The sequence below is a fragment of the Brevibacillus parabrevis genome (assembly GCF_003710905.1).
Taxonomy (GTDB): Bacteria; Bacillota; Bacilli; order Brevibacillales; family Brevibacillaceae; genus Brevibacillus; species Brevibacillus parabrevis.
The window spans coordinates 118,683-135,794 of sequence record NZ_RHHV01000003.1 but is presented as its reverse complement, the minus strand read 5'-3'; the positions used below and the strand labels follow the sequence as shown (position 1 = coordinate 135,794).

Here is a 17,112-nt window from a genome sequence, read left to right as displayed (position 1 = left end):
CTAACTCCAAGCTATTCCATTTGAAATGAGAGGTCATCATGGGCGACAACCACGCAGAGACGACAACCTTTTTCCTCTTGAAAAGCATCCGGCAAATCGCTTTGCCTCCGAATCAAGCATGGTCGCTTCCCGGCTGCCCGGAACACGCCTTGCTCATGATTACGGAAGGCAGCGGATATTGGCAGGGCGACGACACCGCTAGTGCCCCGCCCCTGTCTTCCGGGAGTGTACGATTTTTCGCACCGGAAGCTGCCGATTCCATCGTAGCTGGGCGTGGTGCTTCCCTGTCTTTTTTCGCCCTCTTTTTTGACGCGCTGCAACAAGACATGAGGCAACATAACAGCTATGCACCGGATGGCCTGTGGCACCCTCCGGCCGACAGCTATCACGTCCAGTCTCTGCACGTCTGCCTGGAGCTGGCCCGCGCCTTGCTTGCCGACCATGAGCACAAGCACGAGGTAGCGAATCCACTGGATATGTTGCAAAATCAGATTCGTTTTCAGCAGCTGTTGCTCACGATCTGGGAGGCCCCTGCCGCGCAAGCAGTCGTGGAATCGTCGCACCCCATCGACCAGACCCTCTCCTACATCCATGAACATTACGCACAATCGCTCTCGCTGGCTGATCTGGCCAACAAGGCCGGGCTTACGCCTCGCTACTACACGGAGCTATTCAAAAAGAACGTAGGAAAAAGCCCGATTGAATACTTGACCGGGTATCGGATGGATCAGGCAAAAAAGCTGTTGTGGGACTCGAAAAAGCGTTTGCGTGAGGTAGCGCAGCTTGTCGGATACGAGGATGAATTTTACTTCAGCAGACGGTTCAAGCAGCAGGTTGGCGTCTCTCCGACTGTCTTTGTCAAAATGAGTCAGCGGCAAATCGCCCCTGTCACTTTCCAGTACACCGAGTATTTGATGGCTCTCGGCATCAAGCCTGTGGGGGCGCAGGAAGACCAAGTCTCTCACATGCGGGAACAGCTCCGGCTACAAGAGGCGTCAGATATCATTTCGCTGTCCAAAGCTTGCCCGGATTTGATCAAGCCACTGCAGCCGTCCTTTATTTTGACCGATTATCCAAAAGATTGTGCGGCCTTCTCCTCGATTGCCCCTACGTGCGCACTGTCCTGGACGGATGACGACGTCTTTGGTCATTTGCAGCAAATTGCCGACCTGTTCGGACAAAAAGACAAAGCGCTGCTCTGGTTCAAGCAGCATGAGCAAAAAGTGCAGAAAACGAAGCGATACGTGGACGCACGCATCGGCAAAGAGGAGACGGTGTCGATCCTGAATGTCCGTCCGGCGCACACCTTTGCTTACGGCGTTCGCAATCTCGGGCACGTCTTGTACAAATCGCTGAAGCTGACGCCGCCCCCGATCATTCAGGACAACATCAAGCGCGATCCGAATTTTTGGGCCGTTCCCGTACAGGAACATCAACTGAACGCTTACGCTGCCGATTGGCTGTTCGTCCACATTTTTGACGACGACCTGTCGCGTGCTCATTTTCAAGCCTTGACCCAGCGCAAAGAGTGGCAAAGCATTCCTGCCGTACAAAAAGGACAAGTCGTGCTGCTTGGCCCCGTCTGGTTCGCGTATGATCCCCTGTCGCTTGACGCCCAATTGGACGAAGCGATTCAGCTGTTGGAGCAGCAGAAAACTTCCTGACCGCCGGATTGTCCAAAGAAAACCGGAATATCCTCCATGGATGAGTCAAACGGTTCACGGTAAGATGAAGCTTGTTGTTGAGAATCATTTTCATTCAGGAGGGTATTCATGAAACGATCTCGCATACAAGCGTGTCTGTCCGGCATTATGCTCTTTGCCCTGCTTCTTTTGACAGCATGCTCCCAAACAGCTCCAAGCCAGTCCGAGCAGCAAACCGCTTCACCAGCACCTGCTTCTGAGCCTGCCAAAAAAGAGACGCGTGTCATCAAGCACGCAAAAGGCGAAGCAACGATTCCAGTCAAGCCAGAGCGCGTCATTGCCTTGCAATACTTGAGCAATATGCTCGTCCTCGGTATAAAACCGATTGGCGCGGTGCAAGGTCACATGGAAGGGGCTGACATGGCCCCGTTCGTAAAAGGCATCGAAGTGGTAGGCGATTACGATTCCTACAATCTCGAAAAAATCTTGGAGATGCAGCCCGATCTGATTGTGATCGACACTGAGGTAGAGCAGCAAGTTTTTGAGAAGCTGCAAAAAATCGCTCCTGTAGTCGCAATCGATTTCGATAAAACCGACTTCATCGGCCACACGAAGCAAGTTGCTGACGTCCTCGGAAGACAAAAAGAGGGCGAAGAGTGGATCGCCAAGCATAACGCCAAAGTCGAAGAAGCCCGCAAGCTGGTGCAGGCCAAAATCGGCAAGAACGAAACAGTCGCAGCCTTGAACGTCCGCGCAAAAGTAATCAAAATGTACGGCGCGCGCAATATGGGGCACGTCCTGTACAACTCGCTCCAACTGACGCCGCCCGCTCCGATCAAGGCCGAGCTGGACAAAGACCCTAACTTCTGGTCCAAAGACATTTCCATGGAGCTGCTGCCAGAGTATGCGGCCGACCATATTTTCCTGATGCTGTTCCCGGGCGAAGATGCCGCTTCCTACTTGAAAGAAATCGAAAGCAGCAACTTGTGGAAAAACCTCCCGGCTGTGAAAAACAATCATGTGTATATCGTCGATGTAGACAGATGGCTTGGCTACGATCCGATTTTGATTGAAAAACAGCTGGATGAAGCTGTGGAATATTTGACAGGCGCGAAAAAGCCTTAAAGTACCTCGCTGAACTGGGTGTGACGCCCGGGACGCGCAAAAAACGAAAGGACCCCCAGCCCGTGAAAAAGATTCACAGGGCCAGCGGGTCCTTTTTCTTGTTATAAAATCGGTGACAACAGCCGTGTCAATGATTCCTGCATCCGCGAACGGAGCGGACGGTTCAAATACTCTTCCATCGTCATTTCCCGGCAATCCTCCAGATCAGCCTCGAACAGCTCCTCCAGTTGCTTGGCCATCTGCGAATCGTACAGGAACACGTTCGTCTCAAAATTCAGCTTGAAGCTGCGAATATCCACATTCGCTGTCCCTACAGAAGAAAGCTGCGTGTCCACCACCATCGTCTTGGCGTGCATGAAGCCTTTTTCATACAAATAGCAGCGGACACCGCTTTTCAACAGCTCCCCCAAATAAGAGTGGGTCGCCCAGAAAACCATCAGGTGGTCGGGCCTTCCCGGCACCATCACGCGCACGTCCACTCCTGACATCGCCGCCATCTTCAGCGCTGTCAGCATGCTGTCGTCCGGAATGAAGTACGGTGTTTGCAAGTAAATCTTTTTCCGCGCCTTGTAGATCATTTTCAGAAACGCGTGCTTGATTTGCTGTTTCTCCGAATTTGGCCCGCTGGACACGATCTGGCAACCAATCGTCCCTTGTGGCTCATTCATTTCCGGGAAATAGGCAAACGACTCCTGTATTCGCTTGGGAGCGGACAAATTCCAGTCCAGGAAAAAGCGGGCCTGAAGCATGTAGACGGCTTTCCCCTCGATTAGCAGGTGGGTGTCTCGCCAATACCCCAGCTTTTTGTCCTTGCCCAAATATTCATCCCCGATGTTGAAGCCGCCGATATAGCCGCTTTTCCCGTCGATGATCGTCAGCTTGCGGTGATTGCGGAAGTTGACCCGGAAATTAAGGAACGGGATCGACGAAGGGAAAAAGGAGACGACCTCCCCGCCCGCTTCCACCAGCGGCCGGAAAAACCGCGAAGGGACGCCTGCCGACCCTACCGCATCGTACAGCAGCCTGACTTCTACGCCTTCGCGCGCTTTCTTCGTCAGCAGCTGCACGAGCTGTGTTCCGAGTTCATCATCATTGAAAATATAATAGAGCAAATGAACGTGCTCTTTTGCCTCTGCAATCTGCTTGAACATAAGGTCGAACAAGCTGTGCCCTTCGGCAAACACCTGAATGGCGTTATCTTGCGTATAGTAAGCACCGTCGCTCACCACATTCATGAAAATCATGTCCCGATGCCGTTCCATCGCCAGATCGTTCACTTGCAGCTCGCCTTGTTCCAGAAGCTTTTTCTGCTTGTCGACAGCCGCCCGAAAATGCGAGAACTCTCCCTGGCGGAGCCGATACAGCTTTTTCTTGCTCAGTCTTTGCCCAAAAATCAAATAGAAGAGAAACCCGATACCCGGCAAAAACAGGAGAACCATCAGCCAAGCCCAGGTAGCCGCAATGTTGCGCCTCTCCATGAAGATGAGAACAGCGGCCAAAACCAGGTTCCCTGCCGTAATGACCGCCACAATTTGCTCCAGCAACAACATCACATCACATCCGCCTCAAAGGATATGCTCCCATCATACACCATTTGTGATCGGGATTCATCCTGGCTCCCGGGTCAAGTCGGCTACTGTCCCAAAAGCTTCCCGCTTTTCATGATGCATGTGTCGTCCAGATACACATCCGGGTCTTTGACCACCAGATCGATATGCACTCCCGCCACAATCGTGCCGCCGAATGTGTTGTTGCTGCCAAACGCAACGTGAATCGTTCCGTACACTTTTTCGTCTTCCAGCACGACTCCCGTAATTCGTGCCTTGTCATTCGTTCCGATCCCAAATTCGCCGAGCAGACGGCCGTCTTGATCGCCCAAAATTTGCAGCAGTCGCTCAGCCGATGCGCCTTCTGCCTGCGTGATCCGCCCTTTTTCAATCGTCAACAAAAGGGGCGAGTCGATTTTGCCAATCCCGGCGATCGAGCCGTCCACGAGGATTTGTCCCTCTGCCGTTCCTTCCAGCGGTGCCACATACGCTTCTCCGGAAGGCAGGTTGCCCGATTCACCCGGATTGACATACATGCCTGTGCTCGGCACGCCATTGCGTCCGGCGATGGAAAAAGTGAGCGATTTTCCTGCCTTTTCAATCCGCACGGTACTGGCTGCGGTCAGCAGCTCGGTCACTTTTTCCGTCAGCACTTTCACTTGCGCATAGTCGGCAGAAATCGCCCCTTCGAGGAACATGTCTGCGGTGATGCCTGGCATGGTGGCAAGTCTCGTCCCGTTTGCCGCTGCTTCTTTGCGCGCTTTGGTGTGCGTCAAGGAATGCTCGGTCACACACACGACCACGTCGGCACTCTTCATCGCCGCTGCTACCGCCACAGGCGGCTCCTGCCCGGACTTTTCACGCTCTGTCATCACCATCAGCACCGACTCTGCCCCCAGCTGCTTGCCGGCTTCCCATAGCGCCTCGCCAAGCTCCCGCTTCGGTTCGTCCGCGACTACCAGAAAAGACTCGTTTGCTTTTAACGCCATGCAATTGGTCAAAATGCCCTTGCTCGTCTCGATCAGCTTCACCGTTCATCATCCTTTTCCTGACATCTCTTTATTCATTATGTCCATCACGAACCTGCAAACCTTTTTGACTTCGCGTTCTTTTCCACCCACTCCTGCCTGGCAGACAACTGGCGAAATTTTCTTGATTTTTTGGCTGAATTTAGTATGATGGATGTACAAATAAAAACGCAAAAGACAATGGGGTCTTTTTCTGCGCTTGCGTCAAGCGCCGGGAAGGGCCCTGTTTTTTTGCCTTTGGTTCACTTCCCGAAAAAATGATAGCGTTTTCATTTGACAAATCGACGAAACTACAGAAAGAAGAGGGGATGACAACTATGTCTCACACACTGGCAAAACGCAGCTTTTGGTGGCTGACACTGCTGATGATCGCTGTTCTGCTCGCGACTACTGTGTCCGCACAGGCTGCCACACCAGCCGCGCAAGCGCTCGACAAGGGGAAATGGGCGCCTGCAACTTATCAGGCTGTCAACGCATTGATTGAGAAAAACGGCATGCAAAATCCTGCCTACAACGCTGCAAAAAAACCGTACGCAGTCTTTGACTGGGACAATACAAGCATCATGCACGACACAGAGGAAGCTCTCTTCGTCTACCAGATCAACCACCTCGCCTACAAAATGACGCCAGAACAATTCGGCAAAGTCATCCGCACCAATGTGCCAGAAGGACCTTTTTCCGATTCGTACAAAAACGTGGACGGCAAGCAAGTGACGCTCGACGCGATCGCAAGCGATCTGGTTGCCGACTACACGTACCTGTACCAAAATTACAAAGGCTTTAAAGGAACGAAGACATTGGAGGAAGTGAAAGCAACGGAGCAATTCGCTGACTTCAAGACAAAGCTGTTTTTCCTGTACGAAGCGATCAACGATACACACAGCAACTCCGTCGGCTATCCATGGGTGCTCTACCTGTTCACCAACATGACGATCGACGAAGTTCATCAGCTTGCCGAGACTTCCAATGACGTCAGTCTGGGCATGGCGATTGAAAAAGTGACCTGGACAAGCCCGAAAGCATTGGCTGGCAAAGCTGGCGTGGTCACCGCTTCTCACACAACAGGACTGCGCCTGACTTCGGAAGTGGCAAACCTGATGAACACTCTGCGCGCCAACGGTATCGACGTGTACGTCGTATCGGCATCGCTTGAGGACGTTGTCCGCGTATTTGCCACTCTGCCAAAATACGGATACAACCTGCCAACTGAAAACATTATCGGCATGCGCTTGAAGACCGAGAATGGCCTGATCACGAACGTGTACCAGCCAAACTATCCAATCACTGTCGGTCACGGCAAAACAGAAGTCATCCAAAGCGTACTCGCGAAAAAGTACGGCTACGGCCCAATCCTGATCGCAGGCGACAGCAACGGCGATTTTGAAATGATGACCGAGCTGGACAGCGTACAACTGTCACTGGTCGTAAACCGCGTCAAAGGCGGCAAAATCGGTCAGCAAGCAGCGAAAGCAGCCGAACAGCTTGGAAAAGCCAATCCAACAGTTGTGCTGCAAGGCCGCGACGAAAACACAGGCATGTGGATTCCGAGCGAGACTACGATCAAGCTGGGCGAAAAAGAGCCAAAACTGATCAGCAAATAAGAACCGAAAGCGCAAAAAACCGCCCTGCCAGTAGGGGCGGCTTTTCTTTGCATTCCCACGAAAAAAGCCCCGCCAAATCCAGATGGCAGGGCTTCCTTCTTCTTTAGCACGCGCGCTTACTGCACAGCTACTTTCATAACCGCGCGAACAGAGTCAGCCGATTTGTCCAGTGCCGCCTTCTCGGAGGCAGTCAAATCCAGCTCGATGACTTTTTCGATGCCGTTTCCACCCAGGAGAGTGGGCACGCCCAGGTACAGGTCGTGGTAGCCGTACTCGCCTTCCAGATATGCGATGGATGGCAAAATGCGCTTCTTGTCTTTCAGGATCGCTTCTGCCATTTCCACCAGGGCAGCGGCAGGCGCGTAGTAGGCGGAGCCGTTTCCGAGCAGGGCGACGATCTCACCGCCGCCTTTGCGCGTGCGCTCGACGATGGCATCGAGGCGATTTTGCGGGATCAATTTGTCCAGCGGGATGCCGCCAGCGTAAGAGTAACGCAAGAGCGGAACCATGTCGTCACCGTGTCCGCCCAGTACGAAGCCTGTGACGTCTTCTACAGAAACGTTCAGTTCCATGGCCACGAAGGTGCGGAAACGGGCGGTGTCGAGTACACCGGATTGACCGATGACGCGGTGTTTCGGGAAGCCGGACGTTTTGAAGAACGTGTACGTCATCGCATCAACCGGGTTGGACAAGATGAGTACGATGGAGTTCGGCGCGTAAATTTTCACTTGCTCCGCTACAGAACGCATAATGGCAGCGTTTGTTGCCACCAGGTCGTCGCGGGACATGCCCGGCTTGCGGGCAATCCCTGCGGTGATGATGACGATATCGGAGCCTTGAATGTCTTTGTAATCGGATGTGCCTGTGATCGAGGAATCAAAACCGAGAACCGGCGAAGATTCCATCATATCCAGCGCTTTTCCTTTGGTCGGATTCTCCAGCTGCGGGATATCCACCAACACGATGTCAGCCAACTCTTTTTGCGCCATGATGAACGCAGTGGTCGCTCCGGTAAAGCCGCTTCCGATGACGGCTACTTTTTTTCTGCGGAATGTCATGGTAGTTCCTCCTCGGGTCATTTTCCACGTATCTTACAAGACCAGCTTCACACCGCTTGCTTTTTGCTCCAGCATTTTGGAGAGAATCGTGCCGATATGTGCTCCCGCCTCAACGGGCGATGTGCCTTGACGGTGAATGTTGGAGATAACGGTACGCTCGGACTCTACCATCCCTTTGCGCGGACGATAGCACATGTAGGCACTCATGGAGTGCGCCGTGACCAGGCCCGGACGTTCGCCGATCAGCATGACCAATACTTCCGGCTCCAAAACTTCGCCGATATGGTCCATGCTTGCTACGCGGCCGCCTTTGACAAAGAACGGTGTGCCGCAGCTAAGCCCGTAGCTTTTCAAAGAGTCCAGCAAGGACGGCAGCACGTCTTTCAGGTTGGCGTCCACCGCGCTGGCGCTCAGACCGTCAGACACGACGATTTGCACCTGCGGTTTCTTTTGGCAACGCTCTTGCAGCAGGCGTACTCCCTCATCCGTGAGAATGCGTCCCATGTCCGGTCGTTTCAAATAGTTCTCGGTGTTGTCGTACTGCGTTTCCACTGTGAACAAGGAAAATTGGTCAAGCACTTCCTGGCGGACTTCGCCGTATACGGCATCAACGGCTGCCGCGTGATCGCGACGCAATTGCAGCATCGTTTTGGTCAATGGTCGGACGCCTGTACGCCATACGCCAATCCGGGCTGGCGTACTTGTCAACAGCTCATCGAGTCCTTCTTTCCATTGCGGATTCGGGATTTGTGCCGTTCTCTCCGGCTCCTCCGATACGTCGGACTGGAAAGCTGCTGCCCCATTCACTTCCACGCTTGGCTGTGCGCCTGGTTGCATGCTTGCTTCAACCACTTTCTCCACGGCCTGTTCCACCGCTTGCGCAGGAGCTTTTTCTCCCAGCTCAGACAGTTTCTTTTGCAGTTCTGCCACTACTTTGTCTACTAAAAAATCCAATTGTTGTTCCATCCGTCATACACCCCCTCTTCTTACATGAAGATTGTCGGATCGCCCGCTCTTGCCGTCAGCTTGCCGTTTTCCATGATCCCCATTTTCTCCAGCCATTTTTCAAAGGCAGGCGCCGGGCGCAGGCCGAGAACTTCGCGGAACGCAGCGATATCGTGGAAGCTGGTCGATTGATAGTTCAGCATGACGTCGTCCGCCATGGCTACCCCGATGACAAAGTTGACCCCTGCCGCCGAGAGCAAAATACCCAAGTTGTCCATATCGTTCTGGTCAACCTTCATATGGTTCGTATAGCATACGTCACAACCCATTGGCAGCCCGTGCAGCTTGCCCATGTAATGGTCTTCCAAACCTGCCCGGATGACCTGGCGGCTGTCGTACAAATATTCCGGTCCGATGAAGCCGACAACCGTATTGACGATAAACGGGTTGTACTTGCGAGCCAATCCGTAGCAGCGGGATTCCATCGTCACCTGGTCGATGCCGAAGTGCGCCTCGGAAGAAAGCTCGGAGCCTTGCCCCGTCTCGAAATACCAGAAGTTCGGCCCGTAGGACGTACCTTCTTTGCGCATCAGCTCATCTGCTTCGTCCAGCAGTTTGACGTCGATACCGAAAGCATTGTTGCCTTTTTCGCTGCCTGCGAGTGATTGGAAAATCAGGTCGGCAGGCGCACCTTGACGGATTGCCCGCATTTGGGTAGTGACGTGCGCCAGAACACAGTTTTGCGTCGGAATCTCCCACTTGTTCATCACTTCTTTGGTCATCGTGAGAATATCTTTGACGCTGTCTGCCGTATCGATAACCGGGTTGATCCCGATAACCGCGTCGCCAATTCCGTAGCTAAGCCCCTCGTACAGCGCTGCCTTGATCCCTTGCACGTTGTCCGACGGATGGTTTGGCTGTACCCGTGCGGCCAGTACGCCTGGCTGGCCAATCGCTGTGTTGCAGTGGGTCACATTGCGAATTTTCGCCGCCGCTGTGATCAGGTCGAGGTTGCTCATCAGCTTTGCTGTTGCGGCGATCATTTCACTGGACAAGCCGCGGCTGATCCGCTTGATGTCGTTCTCGCCCGCATTGTGGCTCAAAATGTACTCGCGCAACTCGGCAACGCTCCAGTTTTTGATCTCGTTGTAAATTTTCTCGTTAATCCCCTCTTCAATGACACGAGAGACCTCGTCTTCCTCTGGAGGAAGCATGGGGTTGTTGCGGATGTCGGCCAAAGTCAAGTCAGCCAAAACCTGCTTGGCAGCTACGCGTTCCCGTGAATCGGAAGCAGCGATCCCAGCCAGCTGGTCTCCTGATTTGTCTTCGTTTGCCTTCGCGAAAATTTCTTTCAAATCGCGAAATTGATAGGTCTGTCCAAGCACAGTCGTTTTCGTGTTCATTTTGTCCACCCCTTTATACGTTACGCCTTCTCGTCAAAAGCGAGGGTTTTTACCACGACCGGGATAATCGTTCCCGAAATCGGCTCGCCCAGGTCGATATAATCGCCATACTCTACCCGCACCTGATCGATGCAAATAATTTCCGGTGCGCCCTTGCAACGCAGCGCCAGCGCCTGCCCCAATGCTTTTGCCATATCTGTCTCGCAGATCACGACCATCGTCTGGCTCTCGGCAAAATAGTGCCGATACTGATCGGACAGCTCCTGGGATATCGTTTGCAGCAACGCATACGAGCAATAGCCGATGCCCGAGATCGCGAGTGCGAACGGGATTCCTGTCGTTTTATCAAAAAGCCGTTCCCCCAGCTGGTAAATCGCCGCCACTTCCTGATGAAGCTGCGCCGGGTTCGCCAACTGCTCCTGGGTAAGCTCCAGCTTGAGAATCGGAATGTTTTTGATCGGGAGCAGCTCAGGCTTGATATGCACAGTCGATCCGCTGATCTCCGTACTTTGCATGCCTGCCCCGATAACCGTAGCCCGCACCGTCTGTTCCGGATCGAGCCAGTTAACCGCGTACGTCCCTTTTTCCCGCTCCTGCTGCAACACGTAACCGAGCAGCGGGCCAAAATCGCCGTAGCGACTCACATCTGCCATGCTTCTTACGGGAGCGCCTTCCATCAGCTTCCCGACCCCGCCGGAAACGGTCAGCTCCTCCACCGGGAAATCGCCGCGCAATTGAGGCCCTACTACCAGCAAGCCCGATATTTGCCGCTCTTTTCCCGTCAAGTAATCCAGCATGCTGCACGCCATCTGCCGCGCCACTTCCGAAATCTCGGCCAGACTGATTCTTTGACCGACCGTGATGCGCAAGCCTTTCGCAGAAAGCCATGCCTGGATGTTCGGCGACACGTACGTAACCATATCTTGCTGGTCCAGGCGAATCAGCCTGCCTCCGACGTGAAAAGTCACCGTCGCAATCGCTCGGCCGCGCTGGAAGTAAGCAGCATTCGCCGTCCCGCCGCCAATATCGACATTGACGATCGTTCCCTGGATCGTTTGCGAGCGTTTTTCCGCCCCCGCGCCTTTGCCTGCCAGCACGCCTTCAAGGTCCGCTCCCGCAGTTGCTACCACGAAATCGCCGGATCGCTCCGCCAGCAGATGAACGATGTGCTGCGCGTTTTTCTTGCTGGCTGTCTCTCCGGTAATGATCACGGCGCCTGACTTGATGGACGACAGACTGATTTGGGCCTTTCTGTACTCCTCTTGCAAAATCGCACCGATTCCTTCAGCGTCAATCTCGTCAAACCCGATCAACGGGGTGGAATGCACCTCACTCGCATACAGCAGCTGCCGCTCCACGATCTGGTAGCGCGGCAGCGAAAACGTGCTGGACATGCGCCCCAACCGCAATCGGCTGACGATCATTTTCGTTGTGCTGGTTCCGACATCGATGCCGACGCTTTGGATCCACTGTTCATCCATAATGAACCTCCTTGAACCATTGGCGTGCCAGACGAGGCAAGCAAAAAGACGCTTGAACAGCCGAAATAATCGCTTCCGGTCTGATACAAGCGCCTTTGCTTCTCTTGCTATCTACTTGTTGCGTTCGTTTCTTTTTATGAAAAAACTGCTCAGAGACATTACCCCTGAGTCAAAATCGTTTGCTCGCCTGAAAGAATTTCTTCCGCCAGCTTCACAAGTGGCATGCGCCGTTGCATGCTTACTTGCTGCATCCATTTGTAAGCGGCCTCCTCCTCTAGGGAGAGCGCGCTCATCAGCTTGCCTTTGGCTTTTTCCACTGCTTTGCGATCCTCGATCTTTTGTTTCAGATCACTAATATCTTTCTTCAGCGACACCACTTTTTCCTTTTGGCTGAGCGCAATCTCGACCGCAGGAATCAGGTCATCTTCGGATACAGGCTTTACCAGATACGCCGTTACCCCGGCTTTGCGCGCATCCAGGACAAGTTCCTTCTGGCTGTACGCGGTCAAAAGAAGGATGGAGCAGTCCGAAAAGGTGCGGATGATCCCACTCGCCTTGATCCCATTCAGGCCCGGCATTTTGACGTCCATGATGATGAGGTCGGGCTTGTGGCGATGAGCGAGTTCGACTGCCTCTTCCCCGTTTTTCGCCTCGGCCACTACCTGATACCCTTCGTTTTCGAGCATCTCGCGCAAGTCCATGCGGATGATCGGCTCGTCATCAACCACCATAATCTTCGGCTGTGTCATCTTCATCCTCCTTTTGGATCGGATAGAGAATGGTAACTTCCGTTCCGTTGCCTGTGTTGCGGAAATGCATGGTTCCTTCCAGGTCTTCCCTGACGAGCGTATCGACGATTTTCAGGCCAAGGTGTCCCTTTTTATGAATATGCTCCATATCCTCGATTCCCACTCCGTCATCCGTAACAGACAGGCTGACGAAATCGTCTTTCGAGACGAGCGCAATCGAGATGCGCCCTTCATGAAGCTCGCGGAATCCGTGAATCATGCAATTTTGAATCAGCTCCGTGACAATTAAAGCAAAAGATGTCGCCTTGTTGGACGGAAGGTACACGGATTCCCCCGTCACGACGACGTGTATGGCTTGCTCTGAACGTCTCATCGAGGAGACGATAATTTTCGATATTTTGGTGAGAATCTCTTTGAAATCGATCTGTTCCAGACCATCTTGCGCCAAATATTCGTGAATAATGGCGATGCTGTTAATCCGGTTGATGCTCTCCCGGTATACTTTCTCAATCTCGTTTGACTGCGATCGCCGCATTTGCAGGCGCAGCAGGCTTGAAATAGTTTGCAAATTGTTTTTGACGCGATGGTGAATCTCTTTGATGACAGCCGACTTGATCATCAGCTGCTTCTCTTTTTCGCGGATGTCCGAAATGTCCCGGAGCAAAATAATGCCCCCGATGATGTCGAGCTTGCGAACGGACGAAACCGCTTTCATCATGATAAAATGCTTCCCTTTTGACAACTCATCCTGAATGTAGCCGCCATGGCGCACGAAATTTTCCGGGGAAACTCTCCAGGAAAAAATGCGTTCGATGCTCTCTCCCTTTTCCGGCCGATCAAAGCCGATCATGGAGAGCAGCTTGTGGGCACGCCCGTTGGCATACGTAATGATTCCACTCTGATCAAACAAAATCATGCCCTCATGCAGAAGCGAAGAAATCGGCATGTCAGGCACAGCAAACTGAATCAGTGTCTCGCTGAGATGCTCGGTCGTTTCCTTGAGCATTTCGACGTTTTTTTCTTGTTCTACCTGCTTGGAAATGTCTTGCTCGGTAATCAGCGTGCCAATCGTCTTGCCCTCGGCGTTTGTGATCGGTACGACGCTTTGACGCATGACGACCTGCTCTTGCGATACACCTCTGGAGCCGATGACCGGCTTGCCTGTAGTCAGGCAGTACATGACGGCTGGCTCGTTGATCGCAGTCGCCAAATGGCCTACGACTGAACCGCTGTACATGGAACGCGCCGTGCCCGGCTTGGCCTGCGCAACAACCAAAGCAGCACTTCGATCTACGGTCGGGCAGTCGATGAACATGTCTGCCTGCGACAGATCGGCAAAAATTTGCAGTTTGGAAGCAAGGTCCTCCACGATCTGGATGTCGTCCTCACTCAATATCGTAGACGATTTGCACAGTTCCCGTATGGATTGCATGCGAACCTCTTTTCACCTGCTAGGAGTTTGATATTGACTTCATTTTCTCACAGACTCGCTACGGCGGAAAGAGGCTTATTCGCTGACAATTTCTTGCAAATACGCACGCAATTCCGGCACTCCCTCGCTCGTGTAGGAAGACGTCGGGAATATTCTCGCGTCGCCCAGAGACTGGCGCAAGTAGCCCTCCGCTCGTTGTACATCGGCATCGGGATGGTCGACTTTCGTGATGACCCCTACGCAAGCTTGGGGAAAGCCTTGCGCGAAACCAGGGGGAAAGTAGTTGCGGTCGCGAGTGGCATCCTGAACCATCACGACGATGGTCGCCTCCAGCGAGGTAGCCATCAGCGTGCGGTAAAACATCGGATTTTCGCTATACTCGCCCGGCGTGTCAATCACCCAGTCCCGATATTCAAGCGCCTGAGTCTTCCTGGCTGGCTGTTCATCGTTGAACAGCGCTTTGACCAGAGAAGACTTGCCCGCTTCGATAGCACCGATGATCATGACACGGCCTGTCATGATTTCGTCACCAGCGCCGGTGTGAACCGCAGTTTTTCACTCAACACCTGATTGACCGCATCCACTGCCATCTGCACAGCAGAAACATCCCCAACGACAATCAGTGAGCCTGTAAAGCGATCGAGAAATCCAAGCTCGACACCCGCAGCCTTTGTCGCGATATCCGCAGCAATAATGGCTGTTTCTGTCGGTGTCAGGGTCAAAATGCCGATTGCCCCGGCTTCCTTGATCCCCAGCTTGGTGTAAAGCATAGGGTCAGGATTTGCGATCACATGAGCCAACGTGACCTGTTTTCCTGGCACAAATTCCTGTATGACTCGCGAACGTTCCTGTTCCATCGCTATTCCTCTCCTCCTGCGGCCCCCGGCACTTCAAACGAATCCACGATACCTACGATGATCGCATCGATCGGCACGCTGTTGCCCGTGAAAAGAATCCGGGCAGGCGTTCCTCGTGAAACGATGACCTGCTCGCCGATTCCAGCCCCGATCCGGTCTGCTGCGATCACGGTTTGCCCGCTCTCTTCGCCGCGCCAGTCAATCGGCTGAACAACCATCAGCTTCAAATTTTCCATGCCGTTTTCCTTTTGGGTTGCCCAAACGCTGCCGATCACTTTTCCCAAAAACATGCGATCACCCTTTTCCTAAGTAGCTGACCGTAATGCCGCGCTCCCTCATGCTGTCGTAAGCCAAAGGAGAGACAATCGCTCCTTTTTTCACATGCAAGGTCGTATCCCGAAGTTCCGGTTGGGATTTGATCCAGTCAGCCGTAAGCAGCTTGCCGGAAAAAACCGCCTCTGCCTCGTCCAACGCAGTCAATGTCGGCTGTTCAGGCTTCGTCTCCGCTTTTGGCAACTGCGCTTTCAGCTTGGAGACTACGCGATCGGCCAGACGTTTTTGTTCCGCAAACTCTACGCCCAGCTCTTTCATCGCTTCCACGTGGCGCTCGAACAGCTTTTCATAGGCTGGCGTCAGCGTCAATGTTTGCAGGGTGCGACGGTCGGCGCGCTTGATGCCCGGCACATCGGAGCCGGCAATGACGAACTTGCCTGTCACGAGTGCGGAAAAGACGATTTCTGCCTTGATCGTGCCTTTCAACCCGGATGCGATTCTTGCCGCATTGTCCAGATCGATTTCCGGGATGACGATACCAGCGTAATCTTTTGGCACTTCCAATGGCGCAGGAGCGTACTCATCCGCAGTCAGGACTTTGCCTGCTCCCCCGCATTCGATCTTGTGCATTCCCAGCCAGGACGAGGTTTCCCCGTCCAGGAAGAGAATGTCGTGGCAGATGCCGTGGTTTTTCAACTGGATAAAATGATCCTGAAACGCCTCATGAGCCTGGCTGTCGCAAAAGACATACAGGACACGAGGTGCTTCAGGTTTCTTTTCTGTATTCATCGACAGCAAAATTTCTTTTGTAATCGATGCCACCATTTCTCTGATGTCCATCAAAGCTCTACCTCCGTTAGCCGGAGTAAAACTGGCCGTTTTTGCCGATCACTTTTACCCGGTCGCCCGTTTTCAAATTGGCGGCATTCCCTTCATCCAAATCGACGTGGAAATCGAGTGCGAACTGTGGATGTACGCGAACAACTACATCCGGATAGATGACAGGGCGGTCACTCTGCGTCGCAAGGATCAGCGTGTCGCCATCCTTCACTTCGTATTGCTCGGCATCCGCAGGCGACATATGAACGTGCCGCTTGGCTACAATTACACCTTTGTCGAGTACAACTGTGCCTTTTGCTGTTACGAGTACCAGACCCGGTGTTCCTTCAATATCTCCAGACATCCGCACAGGTGCGTGCACACCGAGCGCAAAACCGTCAGTACGAGAGATTTCCACTTGTGTCGCGCCACGCGCTGGTCCCAGAATCCGCACTCCGTGAATACTGCCTTTTGGTCCGACGATTGTCACGGTTTCCTGGCAAGCAAACTGACCAGGCTGCGACAGATCGCGCATTGGCGTCAACTGATGTCCTGCTCCAAAAAGCTTTTCTACATCGGTTGGCGACAAATGAACGTGGCGATTCGATACACCAAGGGGAATTTCCCGCACTGCCTCGGCAGTCTGATTGGTGGAAGGTTGCTGTTGTTGTTCTTCAAAAGATTTCACTTGAATCCCTCTTCCTTTCAAGAAATCTGCCGCTGCTGGTGTGATTTTATCCCCTTTCTCAATGAGAAAGGGGTTTGGTATGCCTGTCTTATGCATTGCTCTCAAAGATGCTTCTGTAATAACTGCCATAGGGGATTACCCTTCGAGCTTAGGCAGGATCAATTCAATGTCTCCGTGTGGACGTGGGATAACGTGTACAGATACGAGCTCTCCTACTTTTTCGGCAGCAGCGGCGCCTGCGTCCGTGGAAGCTTTTACTGCACCTACGTCACCACGTACCATGACTGTTACGAGACCGCCACCTACGTGTACTTTGCCAATCAATTTAACGTTAGCTGCTTTTACCATTGCGTCAGCAGCTTCAACTGCTCCTACCAAACCTTTTGTTTCTACCATTCCCAATGCGGACATTTCTCCAGCCATGTTTTCGTTCCTCCTTAATTATATGGACAAATTTTTAACG

17 protein-coding genes are annotated in these 17,112 nt (G+C 53.0%); 3 read left to right on the top strand and 14 right to left on the bottom strand.

What is annotated here, in order from left to right; genetic code table 11:
- The first annotated feature begins 38 nt into the window (after nucleotides 1–38).
- Together EDM60_RS02210 and EDM60_RS02205 are read left to right on the top strand one after the other, a co-directional pair.
- On the top strand, nucleotides 39–1,664 hold the full coding sequence (locus tag EDM60_RS02210; RefSeq protein ID WP_122962497.1) for an AraC family transcriptional regulator: 1,626 nt from the start codon (nucleotides 39–41) through the stop codon (nucleotides 1,662–1,664).
- A 108-nt stretch (nucleotides 1,665–1,772) separates the two neighbouring features.
- Nucleotides 1,773–2,768 carry an ABC transporter substrate-binding protein gene (locus tag EDM60_RS02205; protein WP_122962496.1) on the top strand — a complete coding sequence of 332 codons (996 nt, stop codon included), beginning with the start codon at nucleotides 1,773–1,775 and terminating at the stop codon, nucleotides 2,766–2,768.
- 101 nt (nucleotides 2,769–2,869) lie between these two features.
- Here the strand turns inward: EDM60_RS02205 and cls are convergent, their stop codons facing one another.
- Together cls and EDM60_RS02195 are read right to left on the bottom strand one after the other, a co-directional pair.
- Nucleotides 2,870–4,318 carry a cardiolipin synthase gene (cls, locus tag EDM60_RS02200; RefSeq protein ID WP_122962495.1) on the bottom strand — a complete coding sequence of 483 codons (1,449 nt, stop codon included), beginning with the start codon at nucleotides 4,316–4,318 and terminating at the stop codon, nucleotides 2,870–2,872.
- Between the two features lie 83 nt (nucleotides 4,319–4,401).
- Nucleotides 4,402–5,346 (bottom strand): aminopeptidase, encoded by a 945-nt coding sequence (locus tag EDM60_RS02195; RefSeq protein WP_122962494.1) that lies wholly within the window; start codon nucleotides 5,344–5,346, stop codon nucleotides 4,402–4,404.
- Between the two features lie 314 nt (nucleotides 5,347–5,660).
- On the opposite strand from EDM60_RS02195, the gene EDM60_RS02190 reads away from it, so the two are divergent.
- The gene (locus EDM60_RS02190) at nucleotides 5,661–6,944 is read left to right on the top strand and encodes a haloacid dehalogenase-like hydrolase (protein WP_063228874.1); all 1,284 of its coding nucleotides are present in this window, start codon (nucleotides 5,661–5,663) and stop codon (nucleotides 6,942–6,944) included.
- 116 nt (nucleotides 6,945–7,060) lie between these two features.
- Here EDM60_RS02190 and mdh read toward each other — a convergent pair whose 3' ends face one another.
- The 12 genes from mdh to eutM all read right to left on the bottom strand — a co-directional run bounded on the left by mdh (nucleotide 7,061) and on the right by eutM (nucleotide 17,072).
- A complete protein-coding gene (mdh, locus tag EDM60_RS02185; protein ID WP_122962493.1) occupies nucleotides 7,061–8,002 on the bottom strand; it encodes a malate dehydrogenase in 942 nt (313 codons plus the stop codon).
- Nucleotides 8,003–8,035: 33 nt separating this feature from the next.
- The gene (gene eutC, locus EDM60_RS02180) at nucleotides 8,036–8,968 is read right to left on the bottom strand and encodes an ethanolamine ammonia-lyase subunit EutC (protein ID WP_122962492.1); all 933 of its coding nucleotides are present in this window, start codon (nucleotides 8,966–8,968) and stop codon (nucleotides 8,036–8,038) included.
- A gap of 20 nt (nucleotides 8,969–8,988) precedes the next feature.
- A complete protein-coding gene (locus tag EDM60_RS02175; protein WP_122962491.1) occupies nucleotides 8,989–10,350 on the bottom strand; it encodes an ethanolamine ammonia-lyase subunit EutB in 1,362 nt (453 codons plus the stop codon).
- Nucleotides 10,351–10,370: 20 nt separating this feature from the next.
- On the bottom strand, nucleotides 10,371–11,831 hold the full coding sequence (locus EDM60_RS02170; protein ID WP_122962490.1) for an ethanolamine ammonia-lyase reactivating factor EutA: 1,461 nt from the start codon (nucleotides 11,829–11,831) through the stop codon (nucleotides 10,371–10,373).
- Between the two features lie 158 nt (nucleotides 11,832–11,989).
- Nucleotides 11,990–12,586 (bottom strand): ANTAR domain-containing response regulator, encoded by a 597-nt coding sequence (locus tag EDM60_RS02165; protein ID WP_425266752.1) that lies wholly within the window; start codon nucleotides 12,584–12,586, stop codon nucleotides 11,990–11,992.
- On the bottom strand, nucleotides 12,552–14,012 hold the full coding sequence (locus EDM60_RS02160) for a sensor histidine kinase (RefSeq protein WP_063228868.1): 1,461 nt from the start codon (nucleotides 14,010–14,012) through the stop codon (nucleotides 12,552–12,554). Before EDM60_RS02160 ends, EDM60_RS02165 begins: the two co-directional genes overlap by 35 nt.
- A gap of 75 nt (nucleotides 14,013–14,087) precedes the next feature.
- On the bottom strand, nucleotides 14,088–14,531 hold the full coding sequence (locus EDM60_RS02155; RefSeq protein WP_063228867.1) for a EutP/PduV family microcompartment system protein: 444 nt from the start codon (nucleotides 14,529–14,531) through the stop codon (nucleotides 14,088–14,090).
- Nucleotides 14,528–14,869, bottom strand: coding sequence for an ethanolamine utilization microcompartment protein EutS (gene eutS / locus EDM60_RS02150; RefSeq protein ID WP_063228866.1), 342 nt, complete (start codon nucleotides 14,867–14,869; stop codon nucleotides 14,528–14,530). Before eutS ends, EDM60_RS02155 begins: the two co-directional genes overlap by 4 nt.
- A 2-nt stretch (nucleotides 14,870–14,871) precedes the next feature.
- On the bottom strand, nucleotides 14,872–15,159 hold the full coding sequence (locus EDM60_RS02145; RefSeq protein WP_063228865.1) for a EutN/CcmL family microcompartment protein: 288 nt from the start codon (nucleotides 15,157–15,159) through the stop codon (nucleotides 14,872–14,874).
- 4 nt (nucleotides 15,160–15,163) lie between these two features.
- The gene (locus tag EDM60_RS02140; protein ID WP_122962489.1) at nucleotides 15,164–15,982 is read right to left on the bottom strand and encodes a hypothetical protein; all 819 of its coding nucleotides are present in this window, start codon (nucleotides 15,980–15,982) and stop codon (nucleotides 15,164–15,166) included.
- A gap of 16 nt (nucleotides 15,983–15,998) precedes the next feature.
- Nucleotides 15,999–16,778, bottom strand: coding sequence for a phosphate propanoyltransferase (gene pduL / locus EDM60_RS02135; RefSeq protein ID WP_063228863.1), 780 nt, complete (start codon nucleotides 16,776–16,778; stop codon nucleotides 15,999–16,001).
- Nucleotides 16,779–16,784: 6 nt separating this feature from the next.
- Nucleotides 16,785–17,072, bottom strand: coding sequence for an ethanolamine utilization microcompartment protein EutM (gene eutM / locus EDM60_RS02130; protein ID WP_005827515.1), 288 nt, complete (start codon nucleotides 17,070–17,072; stop codon nucleotides 16,785–16,787).
- Nucleotides 17,073–17,112: the final 40 nt, after the last annotated feature.

Bases quoted from the DNA above. Each gene is read 5' to 3' on its own strand.
- EDM60_RS02165 (WP_425266752.1), bottom strand. From the start codon at position 12,586: ATGAAGATGACACAGCCGAAGATTATGGTGGTTGATGACGAGCCGATC.
- pduL (WP_063228863.1), bottom strand. From the start codon at position 16,778: ATGGCAGTTATTACAGAAGCATCTTTGAGAGCAATGCATAAGACAGGC.
- eutC (WP_122962492.1), bottom strand. From the start codon at position 8,968: ATGGAACAACAATTGGATTTTTTAGTAGACAAAGTAGTGGCAGAACTG.
- EDM60_RS02175 (WP_122962491.1), bottom strand. From the start codon at position 10,350: ATGAACACGAAAACGACTGTGCTTGGACAGACCTATCAATTTCGCGAT.
- eutS (WP_063228866.1), bottom strand. From the start codon at position 14,869: ATGGAACAGGAACGTTCGCGAGTCATACAGGAATTTGTGCCAGGAAAA.
- EDM60_RS02205 (WP_122962496.1), top strand. From the start codon at position 1,773: ATGAAACGATCTCGCATACAAGCGTGTCTGTCCGGCATTATGCTCTTT.
- EDM60_RS02170 (WP_122962490.1), bottom strand. From the start codon at position 11,831: ATGGATGAACAGTGGATCCAAAGCGTCGGCATCGATGTCGGAACCAGC.
- mdh (WP_122962493.1), bottom strand. From the start codon at position 8,002: ATGACATTCCGCAGAAAAAAAGTAGCCGTCATCGGAAGCGGCTTTACC.
- EDM60_RS02155 (WP_063228867.1), bottom strand. From the start codon at position 14,531: ATGACAGGCCGTGTCATGATCATCGGTGCTATCGAAGCGGGCAAGTCT.
- EDM60_RS02140 (WP_122962489.1), bottom strand. From the start codon at position 15,982: ATGGACATCAGAGAAATGGTGGCATCGATTACAAAAGAAATTTTGCTG.
- cls (WP_122962495.1), bottom strand. From the start codon at position 4,318: ATGTTGTTGCTGGAGCAAATTGTGGCGGTCATTACGGCAGGGAACCTG.
- eutM (WP_005827515.1), bottom strand. From the start codon at position 17,072: ATGGCTGGAGAAATGTCCGCATTGGGAATGGTAGAAACAAAAGGTTTG.
- EDM60_RS02210 (WP_122962497.1), top strand. From the start codon at position 39: ATGGGCGACAACCACGCAGAGACGACAACCTTTTTCCTCTTGAAAAGC.
- EDM60_RS02145 (WP_063228865.1), bottom strand. From the start codon at position 15,159: ATGTTTTTGGGAAAAGTGATCGGCAGCGTTTGGGCAACCCAAAAGGAA.
- EDM60_RS02190 (WP_063228874.1), top strand. From the start codon at position 5,661: ATGTCTCACACACTGGCAAAACGCAGCTTTTGGTGGCTGACACTGCTG.
- EDM60_RS02160 (WP_063228868.1), bottom strand. From the start codon at position 14,012: ATGCAATCCATACGGGAACTGTGCAAATCGTCTACGATATTGAGTGAG.